The organism is Pseudonocardia ailaonensis (genome assembly GCF_039531635.1).
GTDB lineage: Bacteria > Actinomycetota > Actinomycetes > Mycobacteriales > Pseudonocardiaceae > Pseudonocardia > Pseudonocardia ailaonensis.
Genome location: NZ_BAAAQK010000007.1, coordinates 198376 through 212403 on the forward strand (window position 1 = coordinate 198376; position 14028 = coordinate 212403).

Below are 14028 nucleotides of genomic sequence, written 5' to 3' on the forward strand. Positions count from 1 at the left end.
TCCGATGCCGGGGTCCGACGCCGGGTCCGACGCAGGGGCCCGATGCACGGGTGCCCGGGCGTGATCGCCCCCACCCCCGGGTGTCGGATAACGCGTCGTGGCTCAGACTGCACGACGTGAGGCGAGGAGCGAGCGTGGAGAGCATCCGATGAGGCTGGCCACCATCCGCACGGCGGCGGGCACCCGGGCCGTGCGGGTCGACGAGCGGACGGCGACCGAGACCGGCGACGCCGACCTGCGGGCCCTGCTGTCCCGCCCGGACTGGGCGACGCACGCGGCCGCGGCGGCGGGCCCGTCGCACCCGGTCGAGGGGCTGGACTACGCCCCGCTCGTCCCCGCGCCGGAGAAGATCGTCTGCGTCGGCCTGAACTACCGGGACCACGTGCAGGAGATGGGCCACGACCTCCCGTCGTACCCGACCCTGTTCGCCAAGTACCCGCCCGCGCTGATCGGCGCGTACGACGAGATCGAGCTGCCCGCGATCTCCGACGCGGTGGACTACGAGGCCGAGCTGGTCGTCGTCATCGGCGAGTCGGTGCGGGACGCGGACGACGCGCAGGCCGCGGCCGCGATCGCCGGCTACTCGGTGCTCAACGACGTGAGCATGCGGGACTTCCAGAACCGCACCTCGCAGTTCCTGCAGGGCAAGACGTTCGAGCACGCCACCCCGCTCGGGCCCGTGCTGGTCACGCCCGACGAGCTGCCGGACGGCGGCTGGGCGATCACCAGCGTCCTCGACGGCGAGACGATGCAGAGCTCGACGACGGACCAGCTGGTCTTCGGCGCCGTGGAGCTCGTCAAGTACATCTCGGCGATCCTCACCCTCACCCCGGGAGACGTGATCGCCACGGGCACGCCCGGCGGCGTCGGCCACGCGCGCAGGCCTCCGCGCTACCTCACGGACGGCGCGGAGATCGTCGCGGCCGTCGCGGGGATCGGCGAGTGCCGCAACGTCTGCCGCAAGAAACCGTGAGCCACCCGCTCTCCACGACGTTGGCCTGGGCGGGCGACGGCGCGGCCCACCTGCGGGGTCTGATGGACCGGATGGGCGACGACGCGTTCCGCGCGCCGTCGGCCCTGCCCGGCTGGAGCCGCGCCCACGTCCTCACCCACGTCGCCCGCAACGCGGACGCGATGCTGAACCTCCTGCACTGGGCGCGCACGGGCGAGCAGACCCCGGCGTACGCGAGCGACGAGGCCCGGGACGCGGCGATCGACGAGGGCGCCTCGCGCACCCCCGCCGAGATCCGCGCCGACGTGGTCGCGACCTCGGACAAGCTGGCGCTCACGGTCAAGTCCATGCCCGAGGAGGCGTGGTCCGCGCGGATCCTCAACCGGCAGGGCCGTGAGGTCCCCGCCACGGAGATCGGCTGGATGCGGGCCCGCGAGATGTGGATCCACTCCGTGGACCTCGACGTGGGGGCCGGGTTCGCGGACTTCCCGCAGCCGATGCTCTGCGAGCTGGTCCGGGACGTCGTCGCGACGCTCGACGCGCGGGAGGACGGGCCGGCGCTGCTGGTCGTCGCCTCCGACAAGTCGATGACATGGCCGGCGGGCGAGGGGGACCGGACCGGCGTCGAGGGTCCCGTCGCGGACCTCGCCGCGTGGCTGGTCGGCCGCGGGCGCCCGCGGGCGCTGCGGGCCACCACGCCGCAGGGCGAGCGGGTGCCGCTGCCCGCCCTGCCCGCCTGGCTCTAAGGCTGGCCCCTCGTCAGCTCGTCGATCGTCGTCTGCAGGTGTTCGACGCGGGCGAGGGTCTCGTCCAGCCGGGCGTGCAGCACCGCGACCTCGGCGTGCAGCAGCGCGACCGCGCCGGGGTCCTCGGCCGGCACCGCCGACGCCGGCGCGGCCCCGGTCGCCGCGGGCTCCAGCGCCACGGTGATCCGTCCGGCCAGCTCGCCGAAGCGGTCCGGGGTGAGCACCGGCCGGTCCGCGGCGCAGCTGCGGCACACCGGCAGCAGCCGCCGCCAGCCCACGCTGCCGGCCCCGGAGTCCGCGAGCAGCTCGGCGGGCCGGCCGCACTCGCAGCGGCCGATCCGGACCGTGCGCACCCGCTGCCGGGCGTAGCGCAGGCCGCGCTCGTAGCGCCGGTAGCGGCCGGACGCGGCGATCTCCAGCAGCACCGCGCTGCGGTGGTCCGGCTCGCACGCGAGATCGCGCGCGGAGCCGATCTCGTGGAAGCAGTAGAACCCGCAGTCGCACCAGCGCGACGGGCACGCGTGCCGCGAGCCGTGCGCGCAGATGGCGTCGTCGACCGCGCGGTAGACGTGCGCCCTGCCGAGGGTCACCCCGCTGAACCCGCAGCTCCGGCCGTCGGCCGCGAGCATGGGGTAGGCGAGCTTGAACCCCGGCAGGGGCTCGTCCGACTGTTCGCGCGGACCACGGGCGAACGGTCCGCCCATGTGGAGGTCCGGTTCCTAGACCCGGGCGGGCTTCTCGACCGGTGTCTCGGCGGCGATCACGACCGGTGGGGCGTCGACCGTCTTCTCGTGCGGCTCCCGGGTCTCGGCGAGGCGCTCCGCCTCGCGGTCGACCGCCACGCCCTCCGCCAGCTTCCTGCCCAACCTCATGACGCCTCCCGGAGACTCGGTGCAGGTACGAGGGTGATCCCTCCGGCCGCGGTTGTCCAGCGCGGGGAGTGACGACCGTGTTTCGGCCGGGCGGGATCGCCCGGTCGCACTAGGGTGCGGTCGTGCAGGCTCCCGACTTCGCCGCCGTCCGCACCGAGTTCGCGCTCCCGTCCGGCTTCCCGCCCGAGGTGCTGGCCGAGGCCGAGCGGGCCGCCGCCGCGCCCGCCGGCGAGCGTGCGGACGCCACCGAGATCCCGCTCGTCACCATCGACCCGCCGGGCTCGAAGGACCTCGACCAGGCCGTCGGGATCACCCGGACGGCCGGCGGGTTCACGGTCCACTACGCGATCGCCGACCTCGGCGCCGTCGTCGCGCCGGGTGGGGCGCTCGACGCGGAGGTCCGCCGCCGCGGGCAGACGATGTACCTGCCGGACGGGTCGGTGCCGCTGCATCCGCCGGTCCTGTCCGAGAACGCGGCGAGCCTGCTCCCCGACGGGCCGCGCCCCGCCGTCCTCTGGCGGATCACCCTCGACGAGTCCGGGGAGAGCACCGCGGTCGACGTCCGGCGGGCGCTCGTGCGGTCGGTCGCCCGGCTCGACTACGCCGGCGTCCAGGCGGACTTCGACGCCGGCCGTCCGCATCCCGCGATCGCGGCCCTCGCCGAGCTCGGCCCGCTGCGCCGCGCCCTGGCCGTGGCCCGTGGGGCGATCGAGCTGGAGCTGCCCGAACAGGAGGTCGTGCCCGACGGCGCGGGCGGCTGGACGGTCCGGGTCCGCCGGCGCACCCCCGTGGAGGACTGGAACGCGGAGATCTCCCTGCTCACGGGCATGTCCGCGGCCCGGCTGATGCTCGACGCCGGGATCGGGATCCTGCGCACGCTGCCCGCCCCCGAGTCGGACGCCGTGGTCGAGCTGCGCCGGGTGGCCCTCGGCCTGGGCGTGGCGTGGCCGGAGGGGGCGAGCGCCGCGGAGATCCTCGCCGGGCTGAAGCGGGACACCGAGCCGCGCACCCTGGCCGTGCGCCGGGCGGCCACGGCGCTGCTGCGCGGGGCGAGCTACGCGTCGTTCGGGAACGGGGTGGCTGCTCCCGCGGATCCCGGGCACGGCGGGGTGGGCGCGCCGTACGCGCACGTCACCGCCCCTCTGCGACGCCTGGTGGACCGGTTCGGCAGTGAGGTCGCGCTGGCCGTCGCGGCCGGCGCCGAGGTCCCGGAGTGGATCCTGGAGGCGCTGCCCACGCTGCCGGAGCTGATGAGCGCCTCGGACTCGGTCGCCGGCTCCGTGGACCGCGCCTGCCTCGACCGGACCGAGGCCGCCGTGCTGGCGGGACGGGTGGGCGAGGAGTTCGAGGTCGCCGTGCTGCGCGCCGAGCCCGGCGAGATCTTCCTGGCCGATCCGCCCGTCCTCGCCCGCTGCGACGGCGACCTGAAGGCGGGCACCACGGCCCGGGTGCGGCTCACCGAAGCCGATCCCGCCACGGGGAAGGTGAGGTTCGCCTTACCAGGCTGACCCGGGTGCGTCGAGTGTCCGGATGAACACTGTCCGCGATGCCCGACCGGCCACTAGCGTCGTCGCCCGGACGGAAGGGGGCCCCGAGTGGCGCAGGTCCGGTACGGCATCGAGCACGAGATCGCGTTCCGCCGCGGCGACGGCGCGTTCGCGGACTTCACGAACACGACGTTCGAGGAGCTCCAGTCCATCGTGGATGCTCTGCCCGAGGATCCCGCGGACTACCCCGACCTGCGGATCGGCGACCAGGGGATCAAGCGCAAGCGCTGGTACGTCGAGGGTTTCGAACGCTTCGACGAGGCCGGGGAGCTGCTGCGCTGCGACCCCAAGGGCATCGAGATCCGCACCCGGATCCACGACTCGGTGGACGCCGCCGTCGCCGCCCTGGCCGCGGACGTCGCGTCGCTGGAGCGGGAGGCGGCCACCCGGGGCCTGACCCCGTGGGTGACGGGCTTCAACCCGGTGCGCTCGACCTACCCGATCGTGCCGCCGCTGAACGGGTGGGAGGCGCGGCACCGCACCGGATCACCCGAGGAGCGCACCGCCCACCTCCACATGGTCACCCACGGCCCGGACCTCAACCTCTCGGTCGCGGGGCTCGGGGGAGCGGAGCTGGTCGACGCCGGCGCGAAGCTCACCCACTACTCGCCCTGGATCGTGCCGTTCTCGTTCTCGTCACCGTTGCGCGACGGGGCACCGTGGGGCGGGCTCTCGGCCCGCACCGCCGTGCGCACGGGGGCGCGACCTGCGGCGATGGTGTTCCTCGAGCCGGGCTCGCCGCACGCGCTGGCGAGCGACCCGTCGCTGACCCAGCCGGCGCGGCTGCCCGCCGAGATCGGCCGGATCGAGTTCAAGGCCTGCGACGCCTGCCCCGACCCGGCCCTCTACGGCGAGCTGCTGAGCCTGCTCACCGGCCTGGTCCTGGACGACACCCTCCCGGGCCGCCGCACCACTCCCGACGCCGCCGCCCACCGGCACGTCGCGGTCGCCGGCCTGACCGACGACGACACCCACGCGGCCACGGGCACCTTGCTCACGGCCGCCGAGAAGTCCCTCGCGGACCGCCCGGCCGACCTCACCCGCCTCGCGAGCCTCCGCACCCGCTGGGACCGCCGCGAATGCCCCGCCACCACCATGCTCACCCGCACATAACCCCGCGGACGAGCCCGAACCACCCGCGAGTCGGCACATTCCGGAGCCTGAGTTGCACGTTCACGACGTCGTCGTCAGCGTGTGTTTCGGCCTCCCAAAAGTGCCGACTCGCGGGTTTCGGGTCGGTGGCGGCTCAGTGGTAGGTGTGCTCCTCGTCCGGGTAGGTGCCGCCCCGGACGTCGTTCGCGTAGGACTTCGCCGCGTCCAGGAGGATGCTGCCGAGGTCGGCGTAGGGCTTCACGAACTTCGGCTTGCGGCCCCGGTTCATGCTGGCCATGTCCGACCAGACCAGCACCTGGGCGTCGCATTCCGGGCCGGCGCCGATGCCGATGGTGGGGATCGTGAGCTCGGCGGTGACCCGCTTCGCCACATCTCCCGGGACCATCTCGAGGACCACCGCGAACGCGCCGGCGGCCTGCAACGCCAGCGCGTCGTCGACGAGCTGCTGCTCGGCGGACGTGCCGCGACCCTGGATCCGGAAGCCGCCCAGGGCGTGCTCGCTCTGGGGCGTGAAGCCGAGGTGCGCCATCACCGGGATGCCCGATCCGGCGAGCGCCTCGACCTGCGGCGCGAACCGGGCGCCGCCCTCGAGCTTGACGGCGTGGGCGCCGCCCTCCTTCATGAACCGGAAGCCGGTCTCGAGGGCCTGGGCGGCGGAGATCTGGTAGCTGCCGAAGGGCAGGTCGGCGACGACGAGCGCGTGCTTCGCGCCCTTGACCACCGCCTTGACCAGCGGCATCAGCTCGTCGACCGTCACCGGCAGGGTGTTCTCGTAGCCGTAGACGTTGTTGCCCGCGGAGTCGCCGACGAGCAGGACCGGGATGCCGGCCTCGTCGAAGATCTCGGCGGAGTAGATGTCGTACGCGGTGAGCATCGGCCAGCGCTCGCCGCGCTCCTTCATCTCCCGCAGGTGGTGGATCCGCGTCCGCTTCTGTGTCGTCGAAGCGGGGGTGGCGGTCCGGTACGGGGCCTGTACGGAATCGTGCTGGGACATCGGTGTCCGTCCTCCCTCGAGGCCTGCTCGGCAGGTCCCCGGGTCGTCTGGGGTGGTACATGCGGAAGCGTGACACCCGGCGGCCGGTCCCCGCATCGATCGGCGACGCACCTCACACGGCGGTGGGGGGAGCGTGCGGAACGAACCACCGGCTCTGCCCCCACCCCTCCGTTCCGTGACCACGGCCCGCCGCTGCCATGCTGACGGGGTGTCCCCGCTCCGTCGCTCCCCGTTCCTGCTCGTCCTGGTGCTGGTGGGAGTGCTCGCCGGCTGCACCACCGTCGCCGGGACCCCGACAGCGGCCCCCGCCCCGACGCCCGACGCCCTGAACCGCTACTACTCGCAGACCCTGAGCTGGGGCCCCTGCGCCCCGTTCGCCACCTCGTCGGACGCTGCGCGGTCGTTCGGCGACCCGCGGTTCGACTGCGCGAAGCTCGAGGTCCCGCTGGACTACGCGAAGCCGGACGGGAAGACCGCGCAGATCGCCGTCCTGCGGGCGAGGTCGACCGGGACCCCGCAGCAGCGGATCGGCTCCCTGCTGGTCAACCCCGGCGGGCCCGGCGCCCCGGGTACGGAGGCCGCGGCCGGGCTCGTCGACAAGGTGGGGCCGGGGATCACGAACCGTTTCGACCTGGTCGGGTTCGACCCGCGCGGGGTCGGCGCGAGCAGGCCCTCGCTCGACTGCCTGACGGACGCGGAGCAGGACCGGTACCGCGCGCAGGTCTTCGCCGACCCGTCCCCGGCCGGGGTGGCCGCGGCCGAGGCGCACAGCAAGCAGTACGCGGACCTCTGCGCCCAGCGCGTGGGCACGGACGTCCTGGCCAACGTGGGGACCCGGGACGTCGTCAAGGACATGGACATCCTGCGGCAGGTCCTCGGCGACGAGAAGGTCACCTACTACGGCTACTCCTACGGGACGTCGATCGGCTCGACCTACGCCGAGGCGTTCCCCTCCCGGGTCCGCGCCATGGTGCTCGACGGCGCCGTCGACCCCACCCAGGACACGATCACCGGGACCGTCGACCAGAGCGCCGGCTTCCAGCAGGCCTTCGACGCCTACGGGGCCTGGTGCACCACCCAGGCGAACTGTCCGCTCGGCCGGGACCCGAAGGCCGCGACCGCGACCTTCCAGAAGCTGGTCCAGCCCCTGATCGACCGGCCCGTCCGCACCGGGGACCCGACGCGCACCCTCGGCTTCCAGGACGCGATCACCGGCGTCTCGCAGGCGCTCTACCTGCGGGCGCTGTGGCCGGCGCTGTCCGTGGGCATCTCGCGGCTGGCGGGCGGGGACGGCTCGCTGCTGCTCACCCTCGCCGACCTGTACTACTCGCGCGGCGCCGACGGGAAGTACTCGAACATGCTGGAGGCCTTCCAGGCCATCTCGTGCATGGACAACACCCGGGTGACCGCACCGGCCGACGTCGCGAAGCTGGTCGACGGCCAGTACGCGGCAGCCCCGTTCACGGACACCGGACGGGGCCCGGTCGACGCCAAGGACCCCTGCGCGTACTGGCCGGTGCCGCCCACGATGGCGCCGCACACGCCGAAGGCGGACGGGATCCCGCCAGTGGTGGTCGTCTCCGTCACGGGGGATCCGGCGACCCCGTACCAGGCCGGTGTGGATCTTGCGAAGGATCTGAACGGGCGCCTGCTGAAGGTCGACGGGACCCAGCACACCGCCGGCTACCAGGGGACGAAGTGCGTCGACGACAAGCTGACGGCCTACCTGACGGACGGCACACTGCCCGCCGAGGGCGCCTCCTGCGTGCTCTCCGGCTCGTGAAGCACCCGAACGCGTCGCGCATCCCGACCAGCCACGAAACATTCACGTAACACGCCGTTCCTAGCCTGGCGCCCATGGACCGCCAGCAGGAATTCGTGCTGCGCACTCTCGAGGAACGCGACATCCGCTTCGTGCGGCTCTGGTTCACCGACGTGCTCGGCTATCTCAAGTCGGTGGCGGTTGCCCCGGCGGAGCTCGAAGGAGCCTTCGCGGAGGGCATCGGCTTCGACGGCTCCGCGATCGAGGGCTTCGCCCGGGTGTACGAGTCGGACATGGTCGCGCGCCCCGATCCGTCGACCTTCCAGGTGCTGCCGTGGGAGAGCAACGGGGAGCACTACTCGGCGCGGATGTTCTGCGACATCGCGATGCCGGACGGGTCGCCCTCCTGGGCGGACCCGCGGCACGTGCTGCGCCGGGCGCTGTCCAAGGCCGGCGAGGCCGGCTTCACCTGCTACGTGCATCCCGAGATCGAGTTCTACCTGCTCCGCGACCTGCCCGCGGACGGCAACCCGCCGGTCCCCGCGGACTCCGGCGGCTACTTCGACCAGGCCAGCCACGACGTCGCGCCGCACTTCCGGCGCAACGCCATCGAGACGCTCGAGTCGATGGGCATCTCGGTCGAGTTCAGCCACCACGAGGGCGGCCCGGGGCAGCAGGAGATCGACCTGCGCTACGCCGACGCGCTCACCATGGCCGACAACATCATGACCTTCCGGTACGTGGTGAAGGAGGTCGCGCTCACCCAGGGCGTGCGGGCGAGCTTCATGCCGAAGCCCTTCACGCACCACCCCGGCTCGGCGATGCACACGCACTTCTCGCTGTTCGAGGGCGACCGCAACGCCTTCCACGACCCGGACGACCCCTACGAGCTCTCCGAGACGGGCAAGGCGTTCGTCGCCGGGGTGCTGCGGCACGCGCGCGAGATGAGCGCCGTGACCAACCAGTGGGTCAACTCCTACAAGCGGCTGATCACCGGTGGCGAGGCGCCGACAGCGGTGAGCTGGGGTCACGCGAACCGGTCCGCCCTGGTCCGGGTGCCGATGTACTCGCCCGGCAAGTCGTCGACCCGGCGGGTGGAGATCCGCACGCTCGACTCGGCCTGCAACCCGTACCTGGCGTTCGCGGTGATCCTCGGCGCCGGCCTGCAGGGCGTGCAGAAGGGCTACGAGCTCCCCGCGGCCACGGAGGACGACGTCTGGTCGCTCACCGAGACCGAGCGCCGCGCCCTGGGCTACGAGGCGCTCCCGCAGAACCTCACCGAGGCGCTGCACGCGATGGAGCACTCGGAGCTGGTGGCGGAGATCCTCGGCGAGCACGTCTTCGACTTCTTCCTGCGCAACAAGCGCGCGGAGTGGGACGCCTACCGCCGCAACGTCACCCCCTACGAGCTGGCCACCTACCTCCCCGTCCTCTGAAATGCCGCACCATGGAACCATAATGCGATTTTCGGGCACCCGATTTCGCATTATGGTTCCATGACGCAGGGGGAGTGGATTCGCCTCGAGAGGTTCGACGGGGCGTGGGAGGCTCACGACCCGGACGCGACCTTCAAGGCCGAGGTGGCCGACCACGGCCGCCTCGACCCGCTCCACACGCTGCGCGGGCTCAGCGCGCACACCGGCATCCCGGTGGGCGCGCTGGCCCGCTACGTGCTCGCGAAGTTCGCGACGACCGGGTCCTCCGGTCTGCTCGAACTGGGCCCGGCCATGGTGTCCCGGCTGCGCGAGCCGGTGCTGCGGGCGGAGGAGGCGGGGACCGACGAGGCCCGGCTCGCGGCCTATCGCGAGATCTCCGGACTGCTGGGCTGGCTCGCCGCCCCGCTCGATGATCCGGAGCTCTACCCATAGGGCAGGATGGGTCGCCGTGGCGGATCGCACGAGGACCTCGCTCGCCCGGCTCGGCCTGACCGAGCCCCGGGCCGAGGACACGCTGCGCGAGCTCGGCTGGTGGTCGGGCGACTCGCCCGCGCCCGGCGCCGACGTCGTGATGTGGGCGCTGGCCCGCGCCCCCGATCCCGATCTGGCGCTGCGCCAGGTGGAGCGGCTGCGCGCCACGGGCGAGTGGAAGGCGATCGACGCGGAGCTGCGCACGGACGTCGGGCTGCGCGGGCGGCTGTTCGCGCTGCTCGGGGCCTCGACGGCGCTGGGCGACCACCTGGTGGTCCACCCCGACCGGTGGCCGCTGCTCGCCGACGGCCCCACCCGTCAGGATCCGCCGCCGGACCTCGCGCGGCGCACCGAGAACCTCCTGCGCGCCGTGGGGGCGGATCCCGCGGCGGAACGGCCGCGGGCCCAGATGACCGGCACCGCTGCCGTCACCGCCCTGCGGACCGCCTACCGCGACGAGCTGCTCGGGCTCGCGAGCGCCGACCTCGCGGCGGTGGGGGAGCAGTCCCTGCCGGTGATGGAGGTCGACGAGGTCGCCGCCCAGCTGGCCGACCTCGCGTCCGCCGCGATCCGGGCCGCGCTGGCCGTCGCGGTCGAGGAGGTGGACCCGCCGGAGGAGGTGAAGCTCGCCGTCATCGGGATGGGCAAGTGCGGCGGGCGCGAGCTGAACTACGTGTCGGACGTCGACGTGATCTTCGTGCACTCCGGCGACACCCAGGTGGCGACGAAGATCGCCAGCAAGGTCATGCGGATCGCCGGCGAGGCCTGCTTCGAGGTCGACGCCAACCTGCGCCCCGAGGGCCGCCAGGGCGCCCTCGTCCGGACCCTCGAGGGGCATGTCAGCTACTACCGGCGGTGGGCCAAGACCTGGGAGTTCCAGGCGTTGCTCAAGGCCCGCCCGATCGCCGGGGACGCCGCCCTCGGGCAGGCCTACGCCGAGGCCGTCGCGCCGATGGTGTGGAGCGCCGCGGGCCGGGACGACTTCGTGCACGACGTGCAGGCCATGCGCCGCCGCGTCGAGGAGCACGTGCGCCCGGACCACGCCGAACGCGAGCTCAAGCTGGGCCGCGGGGGGCTGCGGGACGTCGAGTTCGCCGTCCAGCTCCTGCAGCTCGTGCACGGCCGGACCGACGAGACGCTGCGCTCGCCGTCCACTCTGGACGCGTTGGCCGCGCTCTCGGCGGGCGGCTACGTCGGCCGCGACGACGGCGCCAACCTGGCGGCCTCCTACCGGTTCCTGAGGCTGCTCGAACACCGGCTGCAGCTGCAGAAGATGCGCCGCACGCACCTGCTCCCCGCCAAGGACGACCTCGACGGGCTGCGCTGGCTCGCCCGGGCCTCGCGGCTGCGGGCGGACGGCAAGCACGACGTCGTCGGCGTCCTGATGAACGAGTGGCAGCGCAACGCGCGCCGGGTCCGCCGGCTGCACGAGAAGCTCTTCTACCGGCCCCTGCTGGAGTCCGTGTCCCGGCTCGCCGCGGACGACACCCGGCTGCCGGAGAAGGCCGCGGCGGCCCGGTTCAAGGCCCTGGGCTGGGCCTCGCCCGAGGGCGCGCTGGGACACCTGCGCGCGCTCACCGGCGGGGTCTCGCGGGCGGCGTCGATCCAGCAGACGCTGCTGCCGGTGCTGCTGGAGGAGCTCGCCGCGACCCCGGACCCGGACCGCGGCCTGCTGGCCTACCGGCAGGTGTCCGAGGCCCTCGCGACCACCCCGTGGTACCTGCGGCTGCTGCGCGACGAGGGGCAGGTCGCCGAGCGGCTGATGTACCTGCTGGGGACGTCCGCGCTGGTCCCGGACCTGCTCGTGCGCGCGCCGGAGATCCTCCGGGTGCTGGCCACGCCCGTCGCCGGGCAGCCGGACGAGCTGACCCGCGATCCCGCCGCCGTCGGGCAGGGGCTCATCGCCGCGGTCGCCCGCCAGCACGACCTGACCGCCGCGGTCGCCTCCGCCCGGTCCCTGCGCCGGCACGAGATGCTGCGGGTGGCCTGCGCGGACCTGCTCGGGTCGCTGTCGGTCGCGGAGGTCTGCGAGGCCCTGTCGACGATCTGGGTGGCGGTGCTGCGCGCGACCCTCGCCGCGACGATCAAGGACGTCGCCGCGGGCGGGGAGGTCAGGGCCCGCATCGCGGTGATCGGGATGGGCCGCCTCGGCGGGGCGGAGCTGGGCTACTCGTCCGACGCGGACGTCATGTTCGTGTGCGAGCCGGCGGGCGACGGGTTCACGGACGGCGAGGCCGTCAAGTTCGCGACGAGCGTGGTCGAGGGGGTGCGCCGCAGGCTCGGCGCGCCCAGCCCGGACCCGGCGCTGGAGGTCGACGCGGACCTGCGCCCCGAGGGCCGCTCGGGCCCGCTGGTGCGCACCCTGCACTCCTACCGGGAGTACTACGCACGCTGGTCGGAGGTCTGGGAGTCCCAGGCCCTGCTGCGCGCCCGCCCCGTCGCCGGCGACGCCCCGCTCGGCCGGGCGTTCATGGAGCTCATCGAGCCGATCCGCTACCCGGCCGACGGGCTCACCACGGCCCAGGTCACCGAGATCCGGCGGATCAAGGCCCGGGTGGACGACGAGCGGCTGCCCCGCGGCGCGGACCGCGGCACCCACACGAAGCTGGGCCACGGCGGCCTGGCCGACGTCGAGTGGACCGTGCAGCTGCTGCAGCTGCAGCACGCGGGGGACATCCCGGAGCTGCGCACCACGTCGACCCTGGAGGGGCTCCGCGAGGCCGCGGAGGCGGGCCTGATCACCGCCGACGACGCCTACGAGCTGCGCGCCGGCTGGGAGGCCGCGACCCGCGCCCGCAACGCGATCATGCTGGTCAAGGGCAAGCCGGGGGACCAGCTCCCGCGCTCGGGACGCGAGCTCTCCGCCGTCGCGGTGGCCTCGGGCTACCCGAACGACGGCGACCCGGGCGCCTTCCTCGACGACTACCGCCGCACCACCCGCCGGGCCCGGGCCGTCGTCGAGCGCGTGTTCTACGGCTGGTCGACCTGACCTGTGAGTACTCGCAGGGTGCGGTGAGCGGGGGACTCAGCAGTTGCAGTCGCAGCAGTCACAACAGTCGCAGCTGCAGTCACAGCAGTCGCACGCGCCGTCGCAGGTCTCGTTGCGGCACCAGCCCTGCACGGGCTCCCCGGTCCAGGGGTGCGGGTAGCTGTCCGAGCAGCACACCTGGCAGGTGCAGAACAGGCCCGCGGCCGCGGCGCAGCCGGGGACGAGCGAGCGCTGGGGGCCGTGCTTCTGCTTCTTCGTGTCCTCGTTCTCGGCGTGCGCGAACGCGTGGCCGATGGAGCGGTCGAGCTCGTGGACCAGCAGCTTGTGGGCGAGCTTCCGCCGGGACCAGCTCACCTCGTCGAGGGCGAGGCGGATGCCCAGCGCCGCGTCGGTGGCCAGGGTGCGGGCGGCGACGAGATCGGTGCCGGTGGCCCGCAACGGGTTCCAGGCGCCGGTGGTGGTGTCCTCGCGGAGGTCCTCGACGGCGTCGAGCAGGTGGGCCAGGCGGCCGAACAGCCGGCCGGCCTCGGCGAGCGGCGCGGCGTTCTCCGGGTGGCCGGCGAGGACGGCGGTGTGCGTGAAGGCCGCGGCGGTGGCCGTCTCGGTGGGTTCGGTGACGGTGAGCAGGGTCGAGCCGGCGTGTTCCAGCGCGGGCTGGCGGGCCACGGCGTCGAGCAGCACGCCGGCGTCCAGACCCAGGTCGGCCGCGGTGCCGGACGCCTTGCGCGCCCAGCGCCCGGCCGTCCTGCGGGCGACCGCCGCGACGGCCCTCGAGCCGTAGTCGCCGTCCGCAGCGTGGTCGGAGAGCTGCGCCGACGCGAGGATCAGCGAGACGGTGGCGGCGAGGCGGGCGCCGTCGCCCGTCGCGACCCGCTGGGTGCGCATCCCGCGCAGCGCGCACGGCCCGGCGAGGCGGCCCTTCCCGCCGGTGGTCTGGGCGTCGAGCAGGACGGAGATCAGCAGGCCGTCGTAGTTCGTGGCGACCCGCGCGGCCTGGCCGTGCTCGTCGCGCAACGCGTAGCAGAGGCCGCAGAGGTGACCCATCCACTCGGAGCGCAGGGCGGGGGTCAGGGTGTGCCGGCAGGGCCGGATCATGCCGAACACGAGCGGGATCGTAGCGGGTCGCAACGATCGTCCGGAAGATCA

The 14028-nt window shown here is 73.7% G+C and carries 12 protein-coding genes; 8 read left to right on the forward strand and 4 right to left on the reverse strand.

Going from position 1 to position 14028, the window contains the following annotated elements; genetic code table 11:
- The first annotated feature begins 148 nt into the window (after nt 1–148).
- Together ABD324_RS15650 and ABD324_RS15655 are read left to right on the forward strand one after the other, a co-directional pair.
- Nucleotides 149–973 carry a fumarylacetoacetate hydrolase family protein gene (locus ABD324_RS15650; protein ID WP_344417163.1) on the forward strand — a complete coding sequence of 275 codons (825 nt, stop codon included), beginning with the start codon at nt 149–151 and terminating at the stop codon, nt 971–973.
- Nucleotides 970–1698, forward strand: coding sequence for a maleylpyruvate isomerase family mycothiol-dependent enzyme (locus ABD324_RS15655; protein ID WP_344417165.1), 729 nt, complete (start codon nt 970–972; stop codon nt 1696–1698). Before ABD324_RS15650 ends, ABD324_RS15655 begins: the two co-directional genes overlap by 4 nt.
- Here the strand turns inward: ABD324_RS15655 and ABD324_RS15660 are convergent.
- Together ABD324_RS15660 and ABD324_RS15665 are read right to left on the reverse strand one after the other, a co-directional pair.
- Nucleotides 1695–2402 carry a hypothetical protein gene (locus ABD324_RS15660; RefSeq protein WP_344417168.1) on the reverse strand — a complete coding sequence of 236 codons (708 nt, stop codon included), beginning with the start codon at nt 2400–2402 and terminating at the stop codon, nt 1695–1697. The two genes, ABD324_RS15655 and ABD324_RS15660, sit on opposite strands and share 4 nt — an antisense overlap.
- Before the next feature lie 15 nt (nt 2403–2417).
- The gene (locus tag ABD324_RS15665; RefSeq protein WP_344417170.1) at nt 2418–2570 is read right to left on the reverse strand and encodes a hypothetical protein; all 153 of its coding nucleotides are present in this window, start codon (nt 2568–2570) and stop codon (nt 2418–2420) included.
- Nucleotides 2571–2692: 122 nt separating this feature from the next.
- Between ABD324_RS15665 and ABD324_RS15670 the strand changes: the two genes are divergently transcribed.
- Both ABD324_RS15670 and ABD324_RS15675 read left to right on the forward strand, forming a co-directional pair.
- The gene (locus ABD324_RS15670; RefSeq protein ID WP_344417172.1) at nt 2693–4078 is read left to right on the forward strand and encodes an RNB domain-containing ribonuclease; all 1386 of its coding nucleotides are present in this window, start codon (nt 2693–2695) and stop codon (nt 4076–4078) included.
- 87 nt (nt 4079–4165) lie between these two features.
- A complete protein-coding gene (locus tag ABD324_RS15675; protein WP_344417174.1) occupies nt 4166–5230 on the forward strand; it encodes a glutamate--cysteine ligase in 1065 nt (354 codons plus the stop codon).
- Nucleotides 5231–5363: 133 nt separating this feature from the next.
- Here the strand turns inward: ABD324_RS15675 and panB are convergent, their stop codons facing one another.
- Nucleotides 5364–6224: a 3-methyl-2-oxobutanoate hydroxymethyltransferase gene (panB, locus tag ABD324_RS15680; protein ID WP_344417176.1), complete on the reverse strand. Its 861-nt coding sequence runs from the start codon at nt 6222–6224 to the stop codon at nt 5364–5366.
- A 208-nt stretch (nt 6225–6432) separates the two neighbouring features.
- Here panB and ABD324_RS15685 point away from each other — a divergent pair, with 208 nt between their 5' ends.
- The 4 genes from ABD324_RS15685 to ABD324_RS15700 all read left to right on the forward strand — a co-directional run bounded on the left by ABD324_RS15685 (nt 6433) and on the right by ABD324_RS15700 (nt 12882).
- Nucleotides 6433–8007, forward strand: coding sequence for an alpha/beta hydrolase (locus ABD324_RS15685; RefSeq protein WP_344417179.1), 1575 nt, complete (start codon nt 6433–6435; stop codon nt 8005–8007).
- A 74-nt stretch (nt 8008–8081) separates the two neighbouring features.
- The gene (gene glnA / locus ABD324_RS15690; RefSeq protein WP_344417182.1) at nt 8082–9422 is read left to right on the forward strand and encodes a type I glutamate--ammonia ligase; all 1341 of its coding nucleotides are present in this window, start codon (nt 8082–8084) and stop codon (nt 9420–9422) included.
- A 60-nt stretch (nt 9423–9482) separates the two neighbouring features.
- Entirely contained in the window at nt 9483–9854 is a 372-nt protein-coding gene (locus ABD324_RS15695) for a DUF6027 family protein (protein ID WP_344417184.1), read from the forward strand.
- 16 nt (nt 9855–9870) lie between these two features.
- Complete coding sequence (locus ABD324_RS15700) at nt 9871–12882, forward strand: bifunctional [glutamine synthetase] adenylyltransferase/[glutamine synthetase]-adenylyl-L-tyrosine phosphorylase (RefSeq protein WP_344417187.1); 3012 nt, start codon at nt 9871–9873, stop codon at nt 12880–12882.
- 36 nt (nt 12883–12918) lie between these two features.
- Here ABD324_RS15700 and ABD324_RS15705 read toward each other — a convergent pair whose 3' ends face one another.
- On the reverse strand, nt 12919–13986 hold the full coding sequence (locus ABD324_RS15705; protein ID WP_344417190.1) for a DUF5685 family protein: 1068 nt from the start codon (nt 13984–13986) through the stop codon (nt 12919–12921).
- Between the last annotated feature and the right edge of the window lie 42 nt (nt 13987–14028).

Bases quoted from the DNA above. Each gene is read 5' to 3' on its own strand.
- ABD324_RS15660 (WP_344417168.1), bottom strand. From the start codon at position 2,402: ATGGGCGGACCGTTCGCCCGTGGTCCGCGCGAACAGTCGGACGAGCCC.
- ABD324_RS15665 (WP_344417170.1), bottom strand. From the start codon at position 2,570: ATGAGGTTGGGCAGGAAGCTGGCGGAGGGCGTGGCGGTCGACCGCGAG.
- ABD324_RS15650 (WP_344417163.1), top strand. From the start codon at position 149: ATGAGGCTGGCCACCATCCGCACGGCGGCGGGCACCCGGGCCGTGCGG.
- panB (WP_344417176.1), bottom strand. From the start codon at position 6,224: ATGTCCCAGCACGATTCCGTACAGGCCCCGTACCGGACCGCCACCCCC.
- glnA (WP_344417182.1), top strand. From the start codon at position 8,082: ATGGACCGCCAGCAGGAATTCGTGCTGCGCACTCTCGAGGAACGCGAC.
- ABD324_RS15695 (WP_344417184.1), top strand. From the start codon at position 9,483: ATGACGCAGGGGGAGTGGATTCGCCTCGAGAGGTTCGACGGGGCGTGG.